A 22,820-nucleotide genomic window follows, 5' to 3' on the forward strand; every position below is an offset into this window, starting at 1 on the left:
TTCACCTCCCAGTCGAACCAAATCCGCCCACGCCGCGGGCCGTATCGTCCAGCACGTCGACCTCGGCGAAGACCGCGCGCTGCACCAGTGCCGGCACAAGCTGCGCGATTCTCTCGCCGCGTGCAATCTCCACCGTCTCGGTGCCGAGATTGGCGAGGATCACCTTCACCTCGCCGCGATAGTCGGCGTCGATGGTGCCGGGCGTGTTCAGGCAGGTTATACCATGTTTCAGCGCCAAACCCGAGCGCGGACGGACCTGCACCTCATAGCCTTCCGGAATGGCGATGGCGAAGCCGGTCGCCACCGCGTGCCGGCCCCCCGGGGGAAGCGTCACGTCCTCGGCGGCGACGACGTCCATTCCAGCCGCGTGCGCGGTCGCATAAGCGGGGAGGGGGAGCCCTTCGCCATGGGGGAGCCGCTTCAGGGCGATTCGGATTTCAGGCGTCACCGGCGCTCCCGCCGATCGCATCGGCAATCCTTTGTGCCAGGCGGCGGGCGACGTCGGCCTTGCTCATCGTCTCCCAATCTTCGGCGCCCTCGCCGTGAACGAAATGGATGCGGTTCGAATCGCCCCCCATCACGTCTCCCGACACGTCGTTGGCGAGGATCCAGTCGCAGCCCTTGCGGCCGCGCTTGGCGGCGGCCTCGGCTTCGAGGTCGCCGGTCTCGGCGGCGAAGCCGATCAGCAGGCGCGGCCGCTGCGGGCTCGAGTCGAGCCCGCCGAGAATGTCGGGATTGGCCTGCCAGTCGAGGGTCGGCGGGCCGTCCGCCTTCTTGAGCTTGGCCTTCGCGGGCTCGACTCGCCAGTCGGCGACCGCGGCGACCAGCACGGCGGCGTCGGCGGGCAAGGCCGAGCGCACGGCATCGTCCATCTCCCGCGCCGTTTCGACGTTGATCCGGGCGACTCCCGGGGGCGTCGGAAGCGCGACCGGGCCGGCGACCAGGGTCACCCTGGCGCCCAGCGCTGCGATCGCTTCGGCAATGGCGAAGCCCTGCTTGCCGGAGGAGCGGTTGGCGATGACCCGCACCGGATCGATCGGCTCGTGGGTCGGCCCGGCGGTGACGATGACGTGGCGGCCGGCGAGCGGGCCCGGCATGCCCAGGGCGCCCCCGATCGCCGCCAGGATCGCGTCCGGCTCGGGCAGCCGCCCCGGACCATATTCGCCGCAGGCCATCTCGCCCTCGTCAGGCTCGATGATCGTGACTCCGTCGGCGCGCAGCCGGGCGACGTTGCGCCTGGTCGCTTCGTGCCGCCACATCCTCACGTTCATCGCCGGCGCGGCGAGCACCTTCTTGTCCGTGGCGAGCAAAAGCGTGGTGGCGAGATCGTCGGCGATCCCCGCGGCCATCTTCGCCAGCAGATCGGCGGTCGCCGGGCAGACGACGACGAGATCGGCCTCGCGGCTGAGCTGGATATGGCCCATCTCGGCCTCGTCCTTGAGATCCCACAGGCTGGTGTGGACCTGCTGCTCCGAAAGCGCCGCGAGCGTCATGGGCGTGACGAACTGCGCCCCGCCCGCGGTCAGCACGCAGCGCACGCTTCCGCCGCTTTTGCGGATCAGCCGGACCAGCTCGCACGCCTTGTAGGCCGCTATCCCGCCGCCGACGATCAGGAGGACGCGCTTGCCGTTCATTGATCGAGTCGTGAAAGTTCGTCGCGACAGGCGACTTCCAGCCGATCGAGCGCACCTGTCGCAATTTGCCAGAGCATCCGGTAATTCAACTGGTGGTAATGGTGTGCAACGATGTTGCGGAGTCCGTACATCTTTCGCCACTCCACCTCGGGATGTCGGGTACGCAAATCCTCCGAAAGCCTACGGCTGGCTTCGCCGATGGCGCCGAGGCGAAGCGCCGTCGCATCCCCGGCCATCCGGTCCTGTAGAAATTGGCCTTCATTTACACCGGCAAGGCTTTCGCGAATGAGCTGGATCAGCTCGACTATGCGATCCAGGTATAGGCTATCTGCTTCCGGGCTCGCCTTCATCAGTAAACCTGGACCATTTCCCTCTCAACGCGCGGACGGATGCGTCCATGAAGCAATTCCCGATCGATCAGGTCCACTTGCTTGCCTAGGACCTCCTCCAGCCGGTCCGATGCATCAATCAGCTCGTGGAATCCCGGGCGGAGCGTTCCTTCAGCTTCGTAGAGCAAATCCACGTCTCGGACTTCCGGATCGGAGCGAGCGGCCGACCCGAACAGGTAGAGGCTCGCAAACCCGAGCCGCTTGAGCTCCGATTCGAGAGGCCTGAGCATCGCAAGGACCTCGTCACGCTTCATAGCGCTAGAATAGTGTCCAAACCGCCGCCGCACCAGCCGCGGCCGACACCAATGCCGTCATCACGATCGGCCAGGCGCGATGTGGGCGCACGACCGCGATGTCGGGCAGCGGCCGCGCGGGCGGCGCGGCGCCGGGCGGCGGGTAGTAATAATCGATTCGGCGGATCAGCTCGGGGAGCTTGCGAAGCGTGCGCACGGTGCGCACGATCTCGTCGGCGATCCGCGCCTCCGGGCCGAGCTCGTCGCGGACCCATTCGGTGAGGAAGGGCTCGGCCGTTTCCCACATGTTGATGTCCGGATCGAGCGCGCTCGCCACGCCTTCCTCCATCACCATCGTCTTTTGAAGCAGCAGCAGATGGGGCTGGGTCTGCATGTCGAAATCGCGGGTGATCTTGAACAGGCCGTCGAGCATGTGGCCGATCGAAATCTCCTTCGCCGGGAGGCCGCGCATCGGCTCGCCGACTGCGCGCAGGGCGGTGGCGAACTCGTCGATATCGTGGTGGGGGGGCACATATTGCGCCTCGAAATGGATCTCGGCGACTCGGCGGTAATTGGCGGTGATCAGGCCGTAGAGGATTTCGGCGAGCCAGACCCGGGCCTGGCGGTCGATCCGGCCCATGATCCCGAAATCGATCGCCGCCAGCCTTCCGTCGGGAAGCGCGAACAAATTGCCCTGGTGGAGATCGGCGTGAAAGAAGCCGTCGACCACCGCCTGGCGCAAAAAGGCGCGCACCAGGATCGCGGCGAGCGCCTTGAGATCGTGGCCGGCGTCGACCAGCGCCTGGCGGTCGGTCAGCTTGATCCCGTCGATCCATTCGAGCGTCATCACCCGGCGCGCGGTGCGGCTCCAGTCGATCGCGGGAACGAAGAAGCCGCCTTCCGCCTCGAGATTCTCGCGCAGCTCGGATGCCGAGGCGGCCTCCTGTCGCAGATCGAGCTCGCGGTTGGTCCATTGGCGGAAGGTCTCGATGACCAGGCGGGGGCGAAGGCGGGACGCTTCGCCGCCCATCGATTCGACCTGCGCCGCGGCCCATTCGTAGGTCTCGATCGCCGCGGCGAAATCCTCCTCGATATTCGGCCGAAGCACCTTGACCGCCACCAGACGGCCCTCCGTCGTCACGGCCCGGTGGACCTGGGCGATCGACGCGGCGCCGACCGGCTCCGGATCGATCGAGGAGAAGACCTGGTCGATCGGCTTGCCGAGGCCGAGCTCGATCGCCGCCCTGATCTTCTCGAACGGGGCCGGCGGCAGGCTGTCCTGAAGCATGGCGAGATCGTGGGCCGCCTGCTCGCCGACGAGATCGGGCCGAGTGGCCAGCGCCTGGCCGAGCTTGATCGCCGCCGGGCCGATGTTCTGGAACGCTTCGGCGTAGGTCGGAACCGTGGGCACTCGGGCGCCGAAGCGGGCGATCCGCGCCAGCCGGCGCACCGGCGGCGGCGTGTTCGGGTCGCGCTCGATGCCGCGCAGAGCGCCGTGCCGCGCCAGCACCCGGCCCCATTTCAGCAGGCGCCAGACGTGGGTGACGGACGAGGTCAAATCTTCCAGCCGCTGTGGATGGCGACGAGCCCGCCGAAGATCGGCTCCGCCTTGACGTTGGCGAAGCCCGCGGCGCCGATCATCCGCGCGAAGGCGGCCATATCGGGGAAGCGCTCGATCGATTCGATGAGGTAGCGATAGCTGTCCTCGTCCTTGGCCACCGCCTTGCCGATCCGCGGCACGACCCGGCGCGAATAGGTTTCATAGAGCGTCGCGAAGCCCGGCCAGCGGGTCTGGGAGAATTCGAGGCAGTGGAAGCGCCCGCCGGTCTTCAGCACGCGATGCGCTTCGCGGAGCGCCGCCAGGATGTCGGTGACGTTCCGGATGCCGAAGGCGATCGTGTAGGCGTCGAAGCTCTTGTCGGCGAAGCTCAGCGCCTCGGCATTCTCCTCCGCCCAGATCAGGCCGCCGATTCCGCGCGCCCCGGCCCGATCGATGCCGACCGAGAGCATGTCCGGGTTTATGTCGGCGACCGTCACCTGCGCCCCGGCACTGGCCATGCGGAAGGCGATGTCGCCGGTGCCCCCGGCCATGTCGAGGACCGTCTCGCCTTTGCGTGGGCGGACTCTCCGGACGAATTCGTGCTTCCATAGCCGGTGCATGCCGCCCGACATAAGGTCGTTCATCAGGTCGTAGCTGGAGGCGACGCTCGAAAAGACCGCGCCCACCCGGCGAGTCTTCTCGCCGGGCTCGACATCCTCGCGGCCGAAAGAAACCTTGTCCATCGCGGCGCCGTCTAGCAGGGGAGGGGGGATGGTGGAACATGCCTGAGCTTCCGGAAGTCGAAACCACGGTCCGCGGCCTCGAGCCGGTGCTCAAGGGCAAGAGAATCGCGGCCGTCGAGGCGCGCCGCGCCGATCTGCGCCGGACCTTTCCGCCCGACCTTCGCCAGCGGCTGACGGGCGCTCGCGTCACGGCGCTCGGCCGCCGCGCCAAATACGGGATGATCGAGACCGATCGCGGGGACACGCTCGTCTTTCACCTCGGAATGTCCGGCTCTTGGCGGCTCGATCCCGTGGATCTCGGCAAGCATGACCACCTGGTGATCGAGACGGAGGACGGCCGCCGAGTCGCGCTCAACGACCCGCGCCGGTTCGGCTCGGTCGACCTGGTCCGGACCGAGGGGCTGGAGGAGGCCGAGCTATTCCGCGCTATGGGGCCCGAGCCGCTCGGCGACTCGTTCGGCGGGGCCTATTTGAAGCGCGCGCTCGCCGGACGCAAAGCGGGGATCAAGCTGCTCCTGCTCGACCAGCGGATCGTCGCCGGGCTCGGCAACATCTACGTCTGCGAGGCTCTGAACCTCGCCGCGATCGCTCCGGGGCGGGCTGGAGGCGGTCTTTCGCACGCCCGGCTCGACCGGCTCGCCGAGTCGGTCAAGGCCGTGCTGCGCGACGCCATCGAGGCCGGGGGCTCCTCGCTGCGGAACTATGTCCGGCCGAACGGGGAGCTCGGCTATTTCTCGAGCCAGTGGCGGGTCTACGGGCGCGAGGGCAAGCCCTGCCCACGCTGCGCGGCGCCGATTCGCCGCCGCGCCGAGGGCGGACGTTCGACCTTCTACTGCGCGAAATGCCAGCGCTGACGCTTGACCGGAGCGGCCTCTTTGCGTAGAGGCCCCGCCGAGCGGGTGCGGTCTGGCCGCGCCCTTTTCATTTCAGAGATAAGGCAGCTCAAAGATGGCGAATACGCCGCAAGCAAAGAAACGCATCCGTCGCAACGCCAGCCGGACCGAAATCAATCGCGCCCGCGTCAGCCGCATCCGGACCTTCGTCAAGGCGGTCGAGTCGGCGCTGGCTTCGGGCAACAAGGACGAGGCGAAGGCCGCTCTGGCCCGGATGCAGCCGGAATTGTCGCGCGGAGTCGCCCGGGGCGTGCTCCACAAGAACACCGCCTCGCGCAAGCTGTCGCGCCTGACACGCCGTCTCGCGACCCTCGGCTAAGCGCCTTTCCCGTCGACCGAATGCGCCCGCCGGCCCCCGCTGGCGGGCTTTTTGGTGCGCCGCAAAACGGGATTTCAAAAAGCCTAGGTTTTCCCGCGATTCGCGCTGCGCCGTTGCGGTAGCGTTGCGGTAACATATTGAAATACAATACTATTACCGAACCAACAACGCAGTTCCGCCGTTTTCTCGGTGTCAACGAATTAATTTGGTCGCGACCGATTTTTTTCGCTTGATCGGACTCGCTTGGTCTCCATACAACGGCTTTCCGGCGGCACGAAAATCATCCGTCGGCACAAGCAAAAATACATCGAGCAGCGGCATGCCGGGGGAGGTTCGTCGCGCGGGGGAGTTTTTGCGCCTTGAACAATAAGCCGCCCAAAGCGGCGTCACGAGAGGGGTGCGTGCGCGGTGCAGACACCGGCAAGAGAGATTGCGAGCGGAACGGACGCCGACACGGGCGACCTCATCGCGGTGACCTGGGAATCGATTCGGGCGAGTCTTCGCCGGGACTGCGGGGCGCGAACCTTTGACGGCTGGCTGAGGCCGATCGCCCTCGGGGGGTTCGATTCGGACGCCGGCGTGCTCCGGCTTCAGCTTCCATCGCAGTTCATGGCCGATTGGGTGCAGACCCACTTCGCCGAGCGGCTGGCCCTCGCCTGGCGCGCCAAGCTCCCGCAGGTCAGGCAGATTCGGATCGGCGTCGGCCCGGCCGCGCCCAAGACCGCCGCAGTGGTCGAGATCCCGGCGCCGCCTCAGGATTCCGAGCCCGAGCCCAAAGGACTTTACGCGGTCGCGCTCGAGCCGCGCTACCGGTTCGAAAGCTTCGTCGTCGGCAAGGCCAACGAGGTCGCCTTCAGCGCCGCCCAGACGCTGGCCACCTCCGACAAGGTCGCGTTCAACCCGCTCTTCCTCCATGGCGGCACGGGCCGCGGCAAGACCCATCTGCTGCACGCGATCGGCCACGAATTCCACCGGCAGCGGCCGCGCGCCAAGATCATCTACATGTCGGCGGAGAAGTTCACCGTCGAGTTCCTCGCCGCTCTGCGCGCCAACGAGACCTTCAAGTTCAAGCAGCAGCTGCGCTCGGCCGATCTGCTGATGATCGACGACGTCCAGTTCATCGCCGGCAAGGAATCGACCCAGGAAGAATTCTTCCACACGATGAACGAGATCATCTCGGCCGGCCGCCGGTTCGTGATCAGCTCGGACCGCGCACCGCAGGACCTCGACGGCCTCGAGCCGCGAATCCTCTCGCGCCTGTCCTGGGGCCTGGTCGCCGACATCAACGCGGCCGACCTGGAGCTGCGGCTCAACATCATCACCAAGAAGCTGGAGCAGCTGCCCGACGTCAAGGTGCCGGGCGAGGTCGTCATGTTCCTCGCCAAGAGGATCAGCTCGAACGTGCGCGAGCTCGAGGGCGCGCTCAACCGAATCGCCGCTTATGCGGCGATGCAGAACCGCACGATCGACCTCGATTTCGTCGCCGAGGTGCTCGCCAACATCCTGCGCGCCAACCAGCGCCGGATCTCGATCGACGAGATTCAAACCCGGGTCTCCGACCATTATCGGATCCGCAAGGCGGAGATGACTTCGGCGCGGCGCGCGCGCGAGGTGGCCCGGCCGCGCCAGGTGGCGATGTATCTGTCGAAGCAGCTGACTCCGCGCTCGCTGCCGGAAATCGGCCGCCGTTTCGGCGGGCGCGATCACACGACGGTGATCCACGCCGTGCGCCAGATCGAGAAGCTGCGGGCGCAGGATCCGGAGCTCGATCAGGACATCCGGCTCCTCACGAGACAGCTCGAAAGCTGACGCGAAAAGGGGCCGGATTTCCGGCCCCTTCTTCATCCTCTTCACAATCAGTTGTGCGTGCGTGCGTCGGGCGGCGGCACCGTGATGCGCACCGTCTCGCCCGAATTTCCGGGGAAGCCGGTGAACATCGCCTCGACCAGGTTCGGGACCAGGGCCGGCAGTTCGTTGGAGCTGGAATGCGCCTGCGCGAGTCCTTCGAACAGCGACTGGCCGTCGGCCGCCCGCTTGATGTCCAGATCGAGGTAGGAGGTGTAGACGGTGTAGCTGTGGGTGTCGTAGCCGCCCCAGCCGCCCCAGCCCCAGTAGAAAGGCGAATAGCCGAGGCCGTAGGCGCCGCCCCAGCCCCGACCCCAGCCGCGTCCATAGCCGCCGTACCGGCCGAAGCCGCCATAGCCGTAATAAGGGAAGGGATCGGGATAGGAGACGATCCGCTCGCGGCCGCTATCGATGCCGTAATCAAGGCTGACGATCAGGGTCGCCTGCTCGGGCGTCGGCGCTTCGGCAAAACCTTGCGCGACCAGGTGGCGGCGGACGAGATCGGCATATTGCGAGAATTCGAGCCCCCCGCGATTGGCTTCGTTGGTCGGCACGATCACGAAGGCCTGGCCCTGCGGCGCGGGCATCGCCTGGAAGCGCTGAACCTGAGTCGGCAGGCCCGTCGTGCAGGCGGAAAGGGCGAGCAGCGCGACTGGAGCCGCGAGCGCGAACAGCTTCTTGGCGATGGACATGGGGCGGTCCTTTCACGCAGGATTCGCGGCTGGAGACCGCGAAGCTTTGTCGTGACTGTACAACAACTTGTCGCTTTTCGCAAAGCGCCCTTGAAACGGTGGTGAAAAGTTCCGGTGCGCCCCGTCCTGCCGCCCGACTAGCGGGGCAGGCCGAGCGCCGCATAGGCGCCCTCGAGCGTCGGCGCGGCCAAGGCGGCGGCCTTTCGCGAGCCATCGGCGAGGATCGCCTCGAGCGCGTTCGGATCGCGTTCGAAATCCTGGAGTCGCGCGCGGATAGGACGGATCGTTTCGACGAGCAGATCGGCGAGCGCCGGCTTGAACGCGCCGAAGCCCTTCCCGGCGAATTCCCCGGCCACCGATTGAGCGCTGCGGTCGGCCAGCGCAGCGTAGATCGTGACGAGGTTGAGCGCCTCCGGGCGGCCCTTCAGCTCATCGACGCTGTCGGGCAGAGGCTCGGGATCGGTCTTCGCTTTGCGGACCTTCTGGTTGATCGTGTCGTCGTCGTCGCTGAGGTTGATCCGGCTCATGTCGGACGGGTCGGACTTGGACATCTTCGCATTGCCGTCGCGCAGGGACATGATCCGCGCCGCGGTCTCGGCGATATGCGGCTCGGGCAGGGTGAACAGATCGACGCCGTAATCGGCGTTGAACTTGGCCGCGATGTCGCGCATCAGCTCGACATGCTGCTTCTGGTCCTCGCCGACCGGGACGTGGGTCGCCTGATAGAGCAGCACGTCGGCGGCCTGGAGCACAGGGTAGGCGTAGAGGCCGACGCTGGCGCCCTCGCGGTTCTTGCCCGATTTCTCCTTGAACTGGGTCATCCGGCCCAGCCAGCCGACCCGCGCCGTGCAGGACAGGATCCAGGCCATCTCCGCATGGGCGGGGACCCGCGCGTGGTTGAACAGCACGACCTTTTCGGGATCGATGCCGCAGGCGATCAGAGCCGCGGCCATGCCGTTGACGTTGCGGCGAAGCTCCGCCGGATCGTTGTAGACGGTGATCGCGTGGAGGTCGGCGAGGAAGATGAGGCAGCGCGCCTCGTCCTGCATCCGCACCCAGCGCCGGATCGCGCCGAGATAATTGCCGAGATGGAGATTGCCGGTCGGCTGGATGCCCGAAACGACGGTCTTCATGTTGATCAAATTCATGCCTCGGAAGCCCGGCGCCTGAGAAGGGTTTTGAGATCGCGCAGCGCGAACGCTCCCGTGAGGAAGCATGAAGCGCCATAGACGGCCACTCCGCCGCCGACCAGCACCGCCAGCGCAAGGCCGCGCTCGAGCAGCGAGCGGGTCAGCCAGGGGTTGGCGTAAGGTGCCAGGAACCAGATCGCGGCGCCCATGATGAGCGCGGCCAAAGCGAGGCGGGGCAGGCGCCGCTTGAGCTGCGCGTCCGCCTCGAAATGGCCGCGACGGCGAAGCGTGCGGTAGAGCATGTAGACGTTGATCGTCGAAGCCAGCGCGGTCGCGAGCGGCGGGCCGACATGGCCGACTCCGTAGCGGCCGAGCAGGGGGATGAGGATCAGGTTGCCGAGCAGGTTCACGCCGACGGACCAGAGGGCGAGACGTACCGGCGTTTTGGTGTCCGCCCGCGCGTAGAAGCCAGGCGTGAGGACCTTCACCAGCACGTAGGAGGGCAGGCCGATCGAGAAGGCCGAAAGCGCCCAGCCGCACAGCATCGCGTCGCGGGCGTCGAACGCGCCGTGCTGGAAGAGGCCGCTGATGATCGGGCCGGCCGCGAAGATGAAGGCGGCGGTGGCGGGGAGGGTGAGGAACAGCGCCAGCTCGATGCCGCGATTCTGGGTCTCCATCGCCGCCGCGTCCTCCCCCCGGCTGAGCAGGCGCGAGACGGTGGGGAGAAGGATCGTGCCGAGGCCGATGCCGATCAGGCCGAGGGGAAGCTGGTTCAGCCGGTCGGCGTAATAGATGTAGGAGATGGAGCCCTCGTCGAGAAGGCCGCCCGCGAGCGCGGTCGAGATGGCGAGATTGACCTGCACCGCGCCGGCGCCGATCGCCGCCGGGAGGATCAGCTTCAGCAATTGCTTGACGTCGTCGTCGAGCCGCGGGCGGCGCAGGCGAAGGCTGACTCCGCTCGCCCGGCAGGCGACCATCAGCCAGCCGAGCTGGAGCACCCCGCCGACCGTGATAGAGATCGCCTGGACCCGCGCCGTCTCATAGGGATCGCCGTGGAAGAACCACAGGCCCGTGATCATCGCCACGTTGAGCAGGATCGGCGCCGCCGCATTGACCCAGAATCTGTCGAGCGAGTTGAGGATTCCGCCGAGCAGCGAGGCGAGGCTGATCAGCAGCAGGTAGGGAAGCGTGATCCGCGACAGGCCGACGGCGAAGGCGAATTGCTCGGGCGTCGGATTGTCGAACCCGCCCGACAGGCCCCAGGTGACCGGCCAGGCGGCGGCGATCATCAGCAAAGTGAAGACCAGAAGCACGGGCAGCAGCACCGCCAGCGTCTGCTCGGCGAAGCGAAGGCCCGCCGGAAGCTCGCCGCCCTCCGCCACCTTCCGGTTGAACATCGGGATGAAGGCGGCCGAGAAGGCCCCTTCCGCGAAGAGGGCGCGGAACATGTTGGGCAGGCGGAAGGAGACGAAGAAGGCGTCCGAGGCGAAGCCCGCGCCGACGAAGCTTGCCTGAAGCGTGTCGCGCACCAAAGCCAGCACGCGGCTGACGAGCGTCAGCCCGCCGACCGAGCCGAGGGCGCGAGCGAGGTTCATCGCCGCTCTTGTGGCAGCTTAGGCCTGGCCCGTCACGTCCCCGGCCTGGCCGCCGGTCGCGGCCGCCTGCTGTTGCGCGGCGCTCTGCATGTAGAGGCCGGCGAAGTCGATCGGATCGAGCCGAAGCGGCGGGAACCCGCCCTCGGTGGAAGCGTCGGCGATGATCTTGCGCGCGAACGGGAAGAGCAGCCGCGGCGCCTCTGCCAGCAGGAACGGCTGGAGCTGCTCCTCGGGCAGGTTCCTGAGCGCGAACAGGCCGGCATAGAGCAACTCGATGCGGAAGGCGGTGCCTTCCTCGGCCTTGGCGGTGATGTCGATCTTGAGCGCGACCTCGTGGATGTCCTGGCCGGCGGCCTGGGTGCCGATGTTGAACTGGATGTCCATCTGCGGCTGGCTCTGCCACTGGTAGACGGCCGGCGCGTTCGGATTCTCGAACGACAGGTCCTTCACATATTGGGCGAGGATTCCGACCTGGGGCAGGCTGTCGCTGCCGTTGCTCGCGGGCTGGGTGGTGTCGATGGCGCCTTCGTCTTCGGCCATGATGTCGCTCTTTCGAAACAGGAGATGGATTGGACGGCGGCGCGGGCGCGCCGAACACAAGCGGGCGGGTAGCAGGACGCCGCTGGGCGCGCAACAAGCACGGCCCGCGTTCGTTGCCCCCAATGCATTTGAAACCTTAAGCCTTCGCGCCTATGTAAGGGGCGTCTTCCCGGGAGAAATTGGTTGACCGTCGAAATCGTCCTGCTGGCCATGATCGCCCTCTTCGTGGGCTTTCGGCTCTATGCCGTCCTCGGGCAGCGGACGGGTCACGAGCAGCAGCCGGTCACCCGTCCCGAGGCCCAGCCCGAAGCCAAGCCGGCGCTCGTCGCGCCCGACGTGGCGCCGAGCACGCCTGAATCGAGCGCCCTCGTCTACGAGCAGGGTGCCGCGGGCGGCATCCGCGCGATCGTCTCGGCCGATCCGAGCTTCGACGTCGCCCGTTTCATCGAAGGGGCGCAGTCGGCCTACCGGATGGTGCTCGAAGCCTTCTGGAAGGGCGATCGCGAAGAGTTGGCCTGGCTGACGAGCCCGGAGGTTCGCACCGCTTTCGAGGAGGCCATCGACGCCCGCGAGGCCGAGGGCCATGTGCTCGAAAATCGCCTCGTCGCGATCGAGCGCGCGGCGATCGACGACGCCCGGCTGAAGGGCAAGGTCGCCGAGATCGACGTCCGCTTCGAGGCGTTCATCGCCGCCGTGACCCGCGACAAGGAGGGCACGCTCGTCGCCGGCTCGATGTCCGACGCGGTGCCGACCAACGACATCTGGACCTTCCAGCGCAACCTGGCCAGCAAGGACCCCAACTGGCTGCTCGTCGACACCGACGACGCGGCCTGAACCGCGCCGCGCTGCTGCTCGGGCTTGTGCTCGGGCTGGCCAGCTGCGTCGGACCCACGAGACCATCCCAACCGCCGGCGAGGCCGCCCGCGCCGCCCGCTGCCGCGACTGCGCTCGAGGCGGGCCTGCGCCTCGGCCCCGCTTTGCCGGCGCTCGATTCGGACGCAGCCGAGCGCGCGCTCCGCGCCTTCCAGCTTTCCTGCCCCTCGCTCCTTAGCCGCGCCGACCCGAGCGGCCTGACCGAGCCGGCGGACTGGCGCGCGCTGTGTGCGGAAACGCCGGACGACCCCGCCGCCTTCTTCCGCACCCGCTTCGTCGCCGTTCAGGTCGGCGACGGAGCCGCCTTCGCCACCGGCTATTACGAGCCGCAGATTCCCGGCTGCCGCACGCCGCGGCCCGGTTGCGAGGTGCCCATCTATCGCAAGCCGCCGGACCTGCTCGACGCCAACCCCGCGACCGGAGCCAGGGGCCGAGGCCGCGTCGACGAAAACGGCAATTACGTGCTCTACCACGACCGTTCGGCAATCGAGCAGGGTGCGCTCGCCGGACGTGGGCTCGAACTGGCCTATGCCGCCGATCCGGTCGATCTCTTCTTCGTCCAGATCCAGGGCTCGGGCCGGCTGCGCCTGCCCGACGGAAGCGTGATGCGCATCGGCTATGCGGGGCAGAACGGCCGCGAATATGTCGCCATCGGCCGCCTTCTGCGCGATCGGGGCATTCTCCAGTCCCCGATCTCGATGCAGCGCATCCGCGAGTGGATTCGCGCCAATCCCGAGGCGGGCAGGGCGCTGATGCGGGAGAACCTCTCCTACGTCTTCTTCCAGGAGCTGACCGGGCCGGGGCCGCTCGGCGCGCTTGGACGGCCGGTGACGGCGCGAGTCACGGTCGCCGCAGATCCGAACTTCGTTCCGCTCGGCGCGCCGGTGCTGCTCAGCGGCATGGACAACCAGGCCGCCAACGGCATCTGGGTGGCGCAGGACACGGGCGGGGCGATCCGCGGGGCCAACCGCTTCGATACCTTCTGGGGCGCGGGCGAAGAGGCGGCGCGGATCGCCGGCTCGATGTCGTCCCGCGGCCGCGCCTCCATCTTGCTTCCGCGATCCGCCGTGGAACGGCTCAGGAGCCGCCTTGCGCCGGCTCGATCCTGAGGAGCAGGCGCTCTGGCGCCGGGTCGTGGAGAGCGTTCGGCCGTTCCATGCGGGGCTTTCCAGGAGCGAGCCTGCGCCGTCCGAGCCTGTCGCGCGCGCGAAACCGGCTGCGGCGAAGGTCGCGGCCCAGCCGGCGCCCAAGGCCGGGCCCGGAACGACGCTCGACGGGACTTGGGACAGGAGGCTTTCGCGCGGCCTGGTCCAGCCCGATCGCACGCTCGATCTTCACGGCCACAGCCTTGCCACCGCCTACGATCTCCTCGACCATCGTCTCGACCAAGCCGTCACCACGGGCGACCGGGTCCTTTTGCTGATCACCGGCAAGCCGCGCGCGGGAGCCGATCGTCGGGGCGCGATTCGCGCGGCGGTCGGCGACTGGCTGGCCTCGTCCCGCCACGCCGGATCGATCGCCGCGGTCCGGAGCGCCCATCCGCGCCACGGCGGCTCGGGCGCGCTCTACATCGTGCTCAGGAAGCGTCGCTGATTCCCCTCCCTGCAAGGGAGGGGTTAGGGGTGGGTGCGAGCGAAGCGAGCTTTTGGACCGCGTGTTCTGAGCGCCAGACGGCGCTACCCACCCCCGACCCCTCCCTTTCAGGGAGGGGAGCCGAGGGCGGCCCCGATCACCCGCGCGTAGATTCGCGTGAGGGCCTGGATATCCTCCACCGCCGCCGCCTCGTCGAGCTTGTGCATGGTCGCGTTGGGCAGGCCGAAATCGACCACCGGGCAGAGCGCGATCAGGAAGCGGCCGTCCGAGGTGCCGCCATGGGTGGAAAGAACGGGATTTCGTCCGGTTTCCGCCTCGATCGCCGCGCTGACGATCTCGTAGATCGGCCCCGGCGGAGTCAGGAACGCCTCGCCGGAAATCTTCGCCTCGACCGTGGCCCCGGGCGCCGCTTCATCCGCCGTCTTGCGGACGAGCGCGACGAGATCCTCGCCGCGCTGGAGGTCGTTGAAGCGGATGTTGAGCTGGATCGCGGCCGATCCCGGGATGACGTTGGTCGCCTTGCTCGCAGTCTCGACCGCGGTGACCTCGAGGTTGGAGGGCTGGAACGCGTCGTTGCCGTCGTCGAGCCGCAGGGCCTCCAGCGCGGCGATCACGCGGGCAAGCTTCGGCACCGGATTGTCGGCCCGGTGCGGATAGGCGACGTGGCCCTGCACCCCCGGGACATTGATCCACATATTGACCGAGCCGCGCCGGCCGATCTTGACGATATCGCCGAGTCGCGCCTCGCTCGTCGGCTCGCCGATCAGGATCATGTCCGGGCGGATCGCGCGTTCGGCCATCCACTTCATCAGCGCCGGCGTTCCATGGGTCGCGGGGCCTTCCTCGTCGCCTGTGATGAGGAGGCTGAGCGTGCCGGAGTGATCGGTTTCGGCGGCCGCCGCGGCGAAGGCGGCGATGCTGCTCTTCATGTCCACGGCGCCGCGCCCGTAAAGCAGGCCGCCGCGAATCTCGGGCACGAAGGGGTCGCTTTCCCAGCCGTCGCCGGGGGGAACCACGTCGAGATGGCCGGCGAAGGCGAAATGCGGCGCGCCTCGCCCTCTCGTGGCGAACAGATTCTCGACCGGGCCGTCGGGCGCCTCGCCGAGGATGAAGCGATGGACTTCGAAGCCGAGCGGCTTCAGCGCGGCCTCGAGAACGTCGAACACTTCGCCCGTCGCCGGCGTGACGCTCGGGCAGGCGATCAGTCGGGCGGCGAGGTCCACGGGGTCGATTGCGGTCGTCATGCGCGCGGCCTAGCATCGAGGGCGGGAGAAACGAAATGCCCAAGATCGACCTCGGCGCGATCGAGCAGATCAACCGCACCGGCTATCCGCCGCCCTACGACGCGCCGATGGCCAGGCGTCATTATCGCCGCCTGGCGCCGGCGGCGGCCATCGAGGACTTCGGAGCCAGCCACGTCGTGCTGGAGCCCGGCGGAATCTCCTCTCAGCGCCACTGGCACGAAGGCGAGGACGAGCTGGTGATCATGCTCGAAGGCGAAGCCGTGCTGGTCGAGGACGAGGGAGAGACCGTCATGGGCCCGGGCGACATCGCCGCCTTCCCCAAGGGGGTCGCCAACGGCCATCACCTGGTCAACCGCTCTGAGGCGCCCTGCGCCTTCGTCGCGGTCGGCAAATCCGCGACGAGCGACTGCCATTATCCGGACGTCGACATGCACCTCGATGCCGCGAGCGGGAAATATACCCGCAAGGACGGCTCGCCCTACGCCTGAGGCGTCTCGTACTGCTCGATCACCCAGGGTTCGTCCTGCGCCGCGTCGATCCATTCCTGCATCCAGGCGTGGTCGAGGATCGTCTCGATATAGGCGGCGGCGAAGCGGGGGACGGGAATGGCGTAGGTGACGAAGCGGGTGACGACCGGCGCGAACATGATGTCGGCGGCGCCGAACGTTCCGAAGAGATAGGGCCCGCCGCTGCCGTGCCGCGCGCGCGCCTGGGCCCAGAGCTCGAGGATTCGGACAATCTCACCCTTGACCTCCTCGTCGAGGTCCGGCGTCGGGAAATTCTTGCGCACGTTCATCGACAGCTCGCGGCGCAGGTTTGCGTAGGACGAATGCATCTCCGCGGCCATCGATCGGGCCATTCCGCGGGCGGCGTCGTCGCGCGGCCAGAAGCGGGCGCGATCGGTCTTGTCGGCGAGCCATTCGATGATCGCCAGGCTGTCCCAGATCACCGTCTTTTCGTCCCACAGGATCGGCACCTTGCCGCCGGACGGCGCAAATTCCTGGCCTTGGGTGCGCTTGTCCCAAGCCTCGTCGAACATCGGCACGGTGATTTCCTGGAACGGCAGGCCCGACTGCTTCACCGCCAGCCAGCCTCTCAGCGACCAGGATGAATAGGCCTTGTTGCCGATGATGAGCTTGAGCAACGTCGATTCTCTCTTTTCCCGTCGCCCCGCGAAAGCGGGGGTCCAGCTTTCCTAATCCGTGCCCAGGCTGGATTCCCGCTTTCGCGGGAATGACGTGGGTGGATAAGTCAGAGCAACGCCGCCTCTAGCACCGCCGCGCGCAGCCGGTCCATGCCGAGCCCCTTCTCGCTCGACGTGGCGATGATCTCGGGGTGGGCGGCGGGGTGAAGCCTCGCTTCCTCCTCGGTGCGCGCGGTGACCTCCGCCAGCTCGCTCGCCTTGATCTTGTCCGCCTTGGTCAGGATCACGCGGTAGCTGACCGCGGCGTCGTCGAGCATCTTCAGAACGTCGCGGTCGACCTCCTTGATGCCGTGGCGGGCGTCGATCAGGACGAGCGCGCGCTTAAGCACCTGGCGGCCGCGCAGGTAATCGTTGACGAGGAATCGCCAGCGCCGCGCCATGTCCTTCGGCGCCTTGGCGAAGCCGTAGCCCGGCATGTCGACCAGCCGAAGCCGAACCGGATCGCCGACCTCGAAATAGTTCAGCTCCTGGGTGCGCCCCGGCGTGTTCGAGGTGCGCGCGAGCGAGGAGCGGTTGGTCAGCCGGTTGAGCAGCGAGGATTTGCCGACGTTGGAGCGGCCGGCGAAGGCGATCTCGGGCGCTCCGGGATCGGGCAGGAACTTGAGCTCGGGTGCCGACTTCAGGAACGAGACCGGCCCGGAAAAGAGCTTCCGGGCCGATTCCTCGAGGTCCATTTCCTCGCTCACGTCGCCGCTTGCGCTCTGAGCTGCGGATGGCGGCTGTAGAGCCACTTCTGCTGGGCGATGGTCAGCAGATTGTTGGTCACCCAGTAGAGCTGAAGCCCCGAGGCGAAGCTGGCCATCACGAACATCAGCACCCACGGCATCAGCCCGAAGATCTGGCGCTGGACCGGATCGGGCATTTGCGGGTTGAGCCGCATCTGCAGCCACATGGTGATTCCGAGCAGGATCGGAAGCACGCCGATCGCCAGCATGTGCGGCGGCGTGAACGGCAGATAGCCGAACAGGTTGACCGGGGTCAGCGGATCGGGCGACGAAAGGTCCTGAAGCCACAAAGCGAAGGGCTTGTGGCGCATCTCGACCGACAGCAGCAGGCATTTGTAGAGCGCGTAGAAGATCGGGATCTGAAGGAAGATCGGAAGGCAGCCGGCGAGCGGGTTCGCCTTCTCCTCCCGGTAGAGCTTCATCGTCTCTTCCTGCATCTTCATGCGGTCGTCGGCGTAGCGCTCCTGGATCGCCTTCATCTTCGGCTGGAGCACCCGCATCTTAGCCATCGACTGGAACTGCTTCTGCGCCACCGGGAAGAGGATCGTCCGGACGATCAGCGTCAGGCAGATGATCGCCACGCCGAAATTGCCGATCTGGCCGTAGAGCCAGATGAGCAGCGAGAAGATCGGGATCATGAACCAGCGGAACCAGCCCCAGTCGATCGCCCGCTCGATCGGCGTTCCCAAGGCGGCCGAATAATCCTGGAGCATCCGCACTTCCTTCGCTCCGGCGAAGAGGTGGGATTGGTAGCGCGCGCCGCGGCCCGGCGCGACGAGCGTCAGCGGCGCGGCATAGTCGGCCTGGAAGACGTCGCCCGGTGCGCTGTGGCGGAAGGTGCCGTGCACATGGCTCGTCTGGCTCGGAATGATCGCGGCGAGCCAATATTTGTCGGTGAAGCCCAGCCAGCCGCCGCGGCCGTCGAAGCCGCGCTGGCCGTCGGCGGCGATGTCGGCATAATTGTTGCCGTAATCGGCGGCGCCGTTGAATACGCCCATCGGCCCGACATGGGCGGTCCAGCTGTCCGGATCGTGCGAGGCGCCCGTTCGGCTCACCAGCGAGAAGGGCTGAATGCCGACCGCTCCCGCACCGCGGTTCACGACGCGCTGCTCGACCGTGAAAAGATAGCCGTCGTCGACCGAGAGCTGGATCTGGAAGACCTGGCCCTGGCCGTTGTTCCAGCTCAAGGTCACCGGGCTTGCCGGAGATAGAACGGCGCCGCTCGCCTGCCAGACCGTGTCGGGGCCGGGGACGGCGACGTTCTGGCCGGTCCAGCCGAAGCCAGCGAAATAGGCGCCGGCGGCGCCCGAAGGCGAGAAGAGGCGCACCGGCGGCGAATTGGCGGCGATCGATTCGCGCTCGGTGGTCAGAAGCAGATCGTCGATCCGCGCGCCCTTGAGATTGATCGAGCCCGAAAGGCGGGGCGTGCGGATGGCGACCCTCGGGCCTTCGCGCAGCACCACGGCGCGGTCGCGCATCGCCGCCGGCGCGTTGGGGACGGCGCTCGCCTGCGGCTGCGGAGCCGGCACGCTGCGGCCGTTCTCGATCTTGGTCGCCGGCGGGTTGGCGGTCGGGAAATAGCGCTCGGAAAGCCAGCCCCAGCCGAACAGGACGAGCGCCGACAAGGCGACCGCGAGGATGATATTCTTGTGATCGTTCACCTTAGTCCCTCAACCAGCTTTCTTTTCGGGCACGGGGTCGTAGCCGGATCCCCCCCAGGGGTGGCAGCGGAGCAGCCGCCTGGCGGCCAGCCAGCTCCCGCGGAGGGCGCCATAGCGGGAAAGCGCGGTGATTGCATAGGCCGAGCAACTCGGCTGATAGCGGCAGCTCGGCGGAAGCACGCGGGAAGGCCCCAATTGCCAGCCGCGAGCGATCAGGATCAGCAGCCGGGCGATCATCGCGCCGCTTTGGCGAGGGCGCGCTTCAGATCGGCCGCGAGCTCGGCATAAGGCCGCTCGATCCCGCTCTGGCGACCGATCAGGACGTGGTCCGCGCCGGCTATGCCGGCTTGTGGCAGGATCGCGCGTGCCAGTGCGCGAAACCGCCGCTTCATGCGGTTGCGAACGACCGCGTTGCCGACCTTCTTCGAAACCGTCAGGCCGAGGCGGATCGAGGGATCCTCGTCGCCGCGCCGGCGCACCAGCAGGACGAAGCCCGGCGCGGGCGCGCGAAACCCGCCGTTCGCGGCCAGAAAGTCCGCGCGGCGGGTCAGCTTGCCGATAGGCTGCGTGGCTACGCGGACAGCTTCTTGCGGCCGCGGCCGCGGCGGGCGTTCAGAACCTTGCGGCCGCCGACGGTCGCCATCCGGGCGCGAAAGCCGTGCCTGCGCTTGCGCACGAGATTGCTCGGCTGGAAGGTGCGCTTCATCGCTCATTCCTCGTAATTCTAAGTCGAAAGAAAACGGCCGCCCCAGAATCCCACAAAAGCGATACTTTTGCGCGGACCCGATACGGCGGCCTCGTCGGAGGGGCGGATAGGGAAGGGCGCCGGCAAAGTCAATTCTCGCCTTCGCCCAGCTTGCGAATCGCTTCCCGCCGCCGAGCGCTCTCGCGGCGCAGGCTCCAGTCGGTCCACCGGCCCTTGTTCGGATGCTTGCGCTTGAAGCGCACGTAAAGGCGCTTCGCCCAGCCGGTATATTTGAGGATCAGGCTCAGCCCCGCGCCAAAGACGATGATCCCGCCCGGCCCCGGAATCGGCCCGACCAGCGGGGTGATCGCAATCAACACGAAGCCGAGCCCGACCAGAAGCCGGCGCACGAGCGGTATTTCGCCCCACGATCGGCCGACTGGTCTGTCGCTCATCTTGTCTATCTGGGGATCCAAGCTTCGCTCTCCAACTATCCGTTGCCTCTCGACTTTGCCGATCGGCCTCTTCAATAATGCGACGCGTTCGACGGCAGGGGGCATCAGTAAATGGTCGCGCATGTCGCCACGGTTGCGTTCCTGGGGCTGGAGGCGCGCGCCGTCGAGGTACAGGTTCAAATCGCCAGCGGCCTGCCGAAGTTCCTCGTCGTCGGCCTGCCCGACAAGGCGGTCGGCGAAAGCCGCGAGCGGGTCCATGCCGCGCTGGCGGCGATCGGCCTGTCGCTGCCGCCGAAGCGAATCACGGTCAACCTGTCGCCCGCCGATCTGCCCAAGGAGGGATCGCATTACGATTTGCCGATCGCGCTCGGCCTGCTCGCGGCGATGGGCGCGATCGACCGCGAGACTCTGGCCGGCTATCTCGCCGTGGGAGAGCTGAGCCTCGACGGCCGGGTGGCGCCCTCGCCGGGAGTCCTGCTCGCCGCCCTGCATGCCTCCGAGCGCGGGCTGGGCCTGATCTGCCCGGCCGCGCAGGGGCCGGAGGCGGCCTGGGCAGGCGAGGTCGAAGTCGTGGCGGCGCCGGACCTGATCGCCTTGCTGAACCACCTGCGGGGAACGGCGGTGATGGCCCCTCCGGCGCCGGGCCTCGCCGAGCCGCCCGCGATGGGGCCGGATCTCGCCCAGGTGAAAGGCCAGGAAACGGCCAAGCGCGCGCTGGAGATCGCGGCCGCCGGCGGCCACAATCTGCTGATGAGCGGGCCGCCCGGAGCGGGCAAGTCGCTGCTCGCCGCCTGCCTGCCCGCGATCCTCCCCGATCTCACGCCGTCCGAGGCGCTCGAGGTTTCGATGATCGCGTCCGTGGCCGGGGAGCTCAAGGACGGCCGGCTCATCCGCACGCGGCCCTATCGCGCGCCGCACCACAGCGCCTCGATGCCGGCGTTGGTCGGCGGCGGGCTCAAGGTTCGCCCCGGGGAGGTCAGCCTTGCCCATCTCGGGGTCCTGTTTCTCGACGAGCTGCCCGAATTCCAGCGCGGCGTGCTGGATTCCCTGCGCCAGCCGCTCGAGACCGGGCGAGTCCAGGTCGCCCGCGCCAACGCCCATGTGACCTTTCCGGCGCGGGTCCAGCTCGTCGCGGCGATGAATCCCTGCCGCTGCGGCCATCTCGGCGATCCGGCGCTCGCCTGCGCCCGGGCGCCGCGCTGCGCCGCGGACTATCAGGCCAAGGTCTCCGGGCCCTTGCTCGACCGGATCGATATTCACGTCGAGGTCGCGGCCGTCGCCGCCGCCGATCTCGTATTGCCTCCGCCGGCGGAAGGATCTCCCGAGGTCGCCAGGCGCGTCGCGGCGGCGCGCGCCGTTCAAACGCGGCGCTATGAGGAGCGCGGCATCCGCACCAATGCAGAGGCGGACGGCGAGCTGCTCGACGCGGTGGCGACGCCGGAGGAGCCGGGCCGCCGCCTGCTCGCCCAGGCGTCGGAGGCGATGCGCCTCTCCGCGCGCGGCTATCACCGCGTCATGCGCGTCGCCCGCACGATCGCCGACCTCGCCGGCAGCGAGAGCGTGGGGCGGGTGCACGTAGCGGAAGCGCTCAGCTACCGGCGGCAGGCGCCGCGCAACTAGGAGCCGCGGATGACTCGGACGCCGCCTTCGATCGAAACGCGCGGGGCGCGGACCGCCGGCCGCTGGGCGGAGCGGGTGGCGCGCGTGGCGGCCGTCTGGCTCCCCGACGTGCGGTAGAGGACCGGACGTTCGACCAGGCGGCGCTCGACGATCGGGATTTCCACCATCGCCTGCTGGACCCGCGCGCGCGCCTGCCTTCCCGGGCTGGCATAGCGCACCGGGGGCGCGGCTTCAGGTTCTTCGGCCGACGGCGCCTGATCGAAGGCTTCGGCCAGGCCTCCATAGCCGGGGCGGCGATAGAAGATGTGCGCTCCGATCACCGTCTGCTGGACCAGGCTCGGCGCCCAATAGGGGCGGATCGCGGTCGTGTGATAGTTGGTGGCGAGGCCCACGGGACGATAGACGCTGCCGCGCAGGGCCGACGCCGCGATGCTCCGCGCGACGTCCCACGCATAAGGCTCGATGCCGCGGCCCATCGAGCCGTCGCAGGTGAAGCTGAACTGGCAGCCAGTGACCCGCTCGGATCCCTGGTAGACGACGCCGCAGACGCTGTTGGGGTAGGCCGGATGGCGGACCCTGTTGAGCACCACTTGCGCGACCGCCCGCTGGCCTTCCTCGGATTCGCTGCGCGCCTCGTAATAAACCGCTTCGGTCAGGCATTGCAGCGAGCGTTCGAACATCTCGGGATCGGGGCTGGCGGCGAACGGCTCAGCCGCGTCCGAGGCGCGGGCAGGCGCGCCAGACAGGAGAACCAGCGCCGCAAGGGCGAGGGAAACGATCGGTCGCATATGGGTCGGCTTTCCTCCGCCTCGCGAGCTTTAGCGGCGGAGGCTTGGCAACCCGTTAATGCGGGGAAATCGCAGGCTCGGCGCCTCACCCTCGGCGAAAGCCGAACCCCGGCGCGGCCGGCGCTTCCGTGCCGATATGCTTGCCGCAGACCCGGCACCATGTGCGCCCGAGGCCCGATTCGGCGTCCCGGCCGCGCGACACGAAGCCGTGGGGGCAGTGATAGGGGGCGTTGCTGCCATGGTCGCGCCGGATCTGGGCATATTGCTCGCGCGCCTTGCGCAGCCGGGTTCTGCCGATCATGCCGAGACCGTAGACGATCCCCAGAATGAGAAGCACGCCCCAGCCGACAATCGAGAATAGGGACATGTACTCACCCCGTTGAACAGGCTCGTCGTATCGTCCCCCAGAACTCACGGAT

Annotated in this window: 27 protein-coding genes and 1 pseudogene; 8 read left to right on the top strand and 20 right to left on the bottom strand. The window is 67.8% G+C overall.

From position 1 onward, the window contains the following. Position 1: 1 nt before the first annotated feature. Genes E6G92_03465 through E6G92_03490 form a run of 6 tightly spaced genes read right to left on the bottom strand, consistent with a single transcriptional unit; the run spans position 2 to position 4,539 of the window. Positions 2–469 (bottom strand): dUTP diphosphatase, encoded by a 468-nt coding sequence (locus E6G92_03465; protein TMJ18896.1) that lies wholly within the window; start codon positions 467–469, stop codon positions 2–4. After that, positions 438–1,634 (bottom strand): bifunctional phosphopantothenoylcysteine decarboxylase/phosphopantothenate--cysteine ligase CoaBC, encoded by a 1,197-nt coding sequence (coaBC, locus tag E6G92_03470; protein ID TMJ18897.1) that lies wholly within the window; start codon positions 1,632–1,634, stop codon positions 438–440. The genes E6G92_03465 and coaBC overlap by 32 nt, the downstream gene beginning before the upstream one ends. Further along, the gene (locus E6G92_03475) at positions 1,631–1,984 is read right to left on the bottom strand and encodes a DUF86 domain-containing protein (GenBank protein ID TMJ18898.1); all 354 of its coding nucleotides are present in this window, start codon (positions 1,982–1,984) and stop codon (positions 1,631–1,633) included. Before E6G92_03475 ends, coaBC begins: the two co-directional genes overlap by 4 nt. Then, positions 1,984–2,277 (bottom strand): DNA polymerase III subunit beta, encoded by a 294-nt coding sequence (locus tag E6G92_03480; protein ID TMJ18899.1) that lies wholly within the window; start codon positions 2,275–2,277, stop codon positions 1,984–1,986. Before E6G92_03480 ends, E6G92_03475 begins: the two co-directional genes overlap by 1 nt. Before the next feature lie 4 nt (positions 2,278–2,281). After that, positions 2,282–3,814 carry a 2-polyprenylphenol 6-hydroxylase gene (ubiB, locus tag E6G92_03485; protein TMJ18900.1) on the bottom strand — a complete coding sequence of 511 codons (1,533 nt, stop codon included), beginning with the start codon at positions 3,812–3,814 and terminating at the stop codon, positions 2,282–2,284. Then, positions 3,811–4,539 carry a class I SAM-dependent methyltransferase gene (locus tag E6G92_03490; protein ID TMJ18901.1) on the bottom strand — a complete coding sequence of 243 codons (729 nt, stop codon included), beginning with the start codon at positions 4,537–4,539 and terminating at the stop codon, positions 3,811–3,813. Before E6G92_03490 ends, ubiB begins: the two co-directional genes overlap by 4 nt. A gap of 38 nt (positions 4,540–4,577) precedes the next feature. Between E6G92_03490 and mutM the strand changes: the two genes are divergently transcribed. The 3 genes from mutM (at position 4,578) to dnaA (ending at position 7,560) form a co-directional block, all read left to right on the top strand. Continuing rightward, positions 4,578–5,393, top strand: a complete 816-nt coding sequence (mutM, locus tag E6G92_03495; protein ID TMJ18902.1) for a bifunctional DNA-formamidopyrimidine glycosylase/DNA-(apurinic or apyrimidinic site) lyase — start codon at positions 4,578–4,580, stop codon at positions 5,391–5,393. 94 nt (positions 5,394–5,487) lie between these two features. Next, on the top strand, positions 5,488–5,751 hold the full coding sequence (locus E6G92_03500) for a 30S ribosomal protein S20 (GenBank protein ID TMJ18903.1): 264 nt from the start codon (positions 5,488–5,490) through the stop codon (positions 5,749–5,751). Between the two features lie 429 nt (positions 5,752–6,180). Then, complete coding sequence (dnaA, locus tag E6G92_03505) at positions 6,181–7,560, top strand: chromosomal replication initiator protein DnaA (protein TMJ20686.1); 1,380 nt, start codon at positions 6,181–6,183, stop codon at positions 7,558–7,560. A 47-nt stretch (positions 7,561–7,607) separates the two neighbouring features. On the opposite strand, the gene E6G92_03510 is transcribed toward dnaA, so the two are convergent. The 4 genes from E6G92_03510 to secB all read right to left on the bottom strand — a co-directional run bounded on the left by E6G92_03510 (position 7,608) and on the right by secB (position 11,553). Beyond that, positions 7,608–8,288 carry a DUF4136 domain-containing protein gene (locus E6G92_03510; protein ID TMJ18904.1) on the bottom strand — a complete coding sequence of 227 codons (681 nt, stop codon included), beginning with the start codon at positions 8,286–8,288 and terminating at the stop codon, positions 7,608–7,610. A gap of 137 nt (positions 8,289–8,425) precedes the next feature. After that, positions 8,426–9,421, bottom strand: a complete 996-nt coding sequence (trpS, locus tag E6G92_03515; protein ID TMJ18905.1) for a tryptophan--tRNA ligase — start codon at positions 9,419–9,421, stop codon at positions 8,426–8,428. An 11-nt stretch (positions 9,422–9,432) separates the two neighbouring features. Then, a complete protein-coding gene (murJ, locus tag E6G92_03520) occupies positions 9,433–11,013 on the bottom strand; it encodes a murein biosynthesis integral membrane protein MurJ (protein ID TMJ18906.1) in 1,581 nt (526 codons plus the stop codon). A gap of 18 nt (positions 11,014–11,031) precedes the next feature. Further along, positions 11,032–11,553 carry a protein-export chaperone SecB gene (gene secB / locus E6G92_03525; protein TMJ18907.1) on the bottom strand — a complete coding sequence of 174 codons (522 nt, stop codon included), beginning with the start codon at positions 11,551–11,553 and terminating at the stop codon, positions 11,032–11,034. Between the two features lie 183 nt (positions 11,554–11,736). On the opposite strand from secB, the gene E6G92_03530 reads away from it, so the two are divergent. From E6G92_03530 to E6G92_03540, 3 genes are read left to right on the top strand one after another with little or no spacing between them, the layout of a single operon-like run. Beyond that, complete coding sequence (locus E6G92_03530; protein ID TMJ18908.1) at positions 11,737–12,387, top strand: Tim44 domain-containing protein; 651 nt, start codon at positions 11,737–11,739, stop codon at positions 12,385–12,387. After that, complete coding sequence (locus tag E6G92_03535; protein ID TMJ18909.1) at positions 12,354–13,535, top strand: hypothetical protein; 1,182 nt, start codon at positions 12,354–12,356, stop codon at positions 13,533–13,535. The genes E6G92_03530 and E6G92_03535 overlap by 34 nt, the downstream gene beginning before the upstream one ends. Next, positions 13,516–14,019 carry a DNA mismatch repair protein MutS gene (locus tag E6G92_03540; protein TMJ18910.1) on the top strand — a complete coding sequence of 168 codons (504 nt, stop codon included), beginning with the start codon at positions 13,516–13,518 and terminating at the stop codon, positions 14,017–14,019. The genes E6G92_03535 and E6G92_03540 overlap by 20 nt, the downstream gene beginning before the upstream one ends. Positions 14,020–14,126: 107 nt before the next feature. Here the strand turns inward: E6G92_03540 and dapE are convergent, their stop codons facing one another. Next, complete coding sequence (gene dapE, locus E6G92_03545) at positions 14,127–15,263, bottom strand: succinyl-diaminopimelate desuccinylase (GenBank protein TMJ18911.1); 1,137 nt, start codon at positions 15,261–15,263, stop codon at positions 14,127–14,129. 35 nt (positions 15,264–15,298) lie between these two features. On the opposite strand from dapE, the gene E6G92_03550 reads away from it, so the two are divergent. After that, positions 15,299–15,751, top strand: coding sequence for a cupin domain-containing protein (locus E6G92_03550; protein ID TMJ18912.1), 453 nt, complete (start codon positions 15,299–15,301; stop codon positions 15,749–15,751). Here the strand turns inward: E6G92_03550 and E6G92_03555 are convergent. The 7 genes from E6G92_03555 to E6G92_03585 all read right to left on the bottom strand — a co-directional run bounded on the left by E6G92_03555 (position 15,742) and on the right by E6G92_03585 (position 19,948). Further along, positions 15,742–16,407: a glutathione S-transferase family protein gene (locus E6G92_03555; GenBank protein TMJ18913.1), complete on the bottom strand. Its 666-nt coding sequence runs from the start codon at positions 16,405–16,407 to the stop codon at positions 15,742–15,744. The two genes, E6G92_03550 and E6G92_03555, sit on opposite strands and share 10 nt — an antisense overlap. A 107-nt stretch (positions 16,408–16,514) precedes the next feature. Next, positions 16,515–17,141, bottom strand: coding sequence for a YihA family ribosome biogenesis GTP-binding protein (locus E6G92_03560; protein TMJ20687.1), 627 nt, complete (start codon positions 17,139–17,141; stop codon positions 16,515–16,517). A gap of 8 nt (positions 17,142–17,149) precedes the next feature. After that, a complete protein-coding gene (gene yidC / locus E6G92_03565; protein TMJ18914.1) occupies positions 17,150–18,853 on the bottom strand; it encodes a membrane protein insertase YidC in 1,704 nt (567 codons plus the stop codon). 9 nt (positions 18,854–18,862) lie between these two features. Beyond that, positions 18,863–19,090 carry a membrane protein insertion efficiency factor YidD gene (gene yidD, locus E6G92_03570; protein TMJ18915.1) on the bottom strand — a complete coding sequence of 76 codons (228 nt, stop codon included), beginning with the start codon at positions 19,088–19,090 and terminating at the stop codon, positions 18,863–18,865. Continuing rightward, positions 19,087–19,404: a ribonuclease P protein component gene (rnpA, locus tag E6G92_03575; protein TMJ20689.1), complete on the bottom strand. Its 318-nt coding sequence runs from the start codon at positions 19,402–19,404 to the stop codon at positions 19,087–19,089. The genes yidD and rnpA overlap by 4 nt, the downstream gene beginning before the upstream one ends. Positions 19,405–19,424: 20 nt before the next feature. Continuing rightward, a complete protein-coding gene (locus E6G92_03580) occupies positions 19,425–19,559 on the bottom strand; it encodes a 50S ribosomal protein L34 (GenBank protein ID TMJ20688.1) in 135 nt (44 codons plus the stop codon). Positions 19,560–19,687: 128 nt separating this feature from the next. Further along, positions 19,688–19,948 (bottom strand): hypothetical protein, encoded by a 261-nt coding sequence (locus E6G92_03585; protein ID TMJ20690.1) that lies wholly within the window; start codon positions 19,946–19,948, stop codon positions 19,688–19,690. A 156-nt stretch (positions 19,949–20,104) separates the two neighbouring features. On the opposite strand from E6G92_03585, the gene E6G92_03590 reads away from it, so the two are divergent. Then, the gene (locus E6G92_03590) at positions 20,105–21,613 is read left to right on the top strand and encodes an ATP-binding protein (protein TMJ18916.1); all 1,509 of its coding nucleotides are present in this window, start codon (positions 20,105–20,107) and stop codon (positions 21,611–21,613) included. Positions 21,614–21,897: 284 nt separating this feature from the next. Here the strand turns inward: E6G92_03590 and E6G92_03595 are convergent. Further along, positions 21,898–22,401: pseudogene (locus E6G92_03595) on the bottom strand (cell wall hydrolase). A gap of 85 nt (positions 22,402–22,486) precedes the next feature. Continuing rightward, positions 22,487–22,768 (bottom strand): hypothetical protein, encoded by a 282-nt coding sequence (locus E6G92_03600; GenBank protein ID TMJ18917.1) that lies wholly within the window; start codon positions 22,766–22,768, stop codon positions 22,487–22,489. Positions 22,769–22,820: the final 52 nt, after the last annotated feature.

Source organism: Alphaproteobacteria bacterium (assembly GCA_005883305.1).
Classification (GTDB): domain Bacteria; phylum Pseudomonadota; class Alphaproteobacteria; order Sphingomonadales; family Sphingomonadaceae; genus Allosphingosinicella.